1 protein-coding gene is annotated in these 243 nt (G+C 56.0%); it reads right to left on the bottom strand.

Annotated elements, in window-relative coordinates; translation table 11 throughout:
* Positions 1-145 precede the first annotated feature (145 nt).
* A partial coding sequence (locus AACY52_RS32050; protein ID WP_146374934.1) for a transposase domain-containing protein occupies positions 146-243 on the bottom strand: 98 nt, incomplete at its 5' end.

Raw genomic sequence — 243 nt, 5'->3', positions numbered from 1 at the left:
CGCTTCACCCTGCACCTCACGGTGCAACATGCATGACTCGGGGTCTGGTTGATTCGCCATTTCTTACCAGTATCGAACTTTCATCGACTATCCTCCGCCAGCTTTAACTGGCGCACTATGCGTCCGGGCATCACGTCTTGCGTGATTAAACCGGCTGCCACTTATGCGGAAGCAGCTGCTCGATTTCACTCGCCCGCTGCGTCGGCAGGCGCGTGAGAACATCCTTTAGATAGGCGTACGGGT

The organism is Pseudomonas sp. EA_65y_Pfl1_P113 (genome assembly GCF_963970525.1).
Taxonomy (GTDB): domain Bacteria; phylum Pseudomonadota; class Gammaproteobacteria; order Pseudomonadales; family Pseudomonadaceae; genus Aquipseudomonas; species Aquipseudomonas tritici.
Note: the sequence above shows the minus strand (reverse complement) of the source record. Positions and strands in the feature narration are given on the sequence as shown.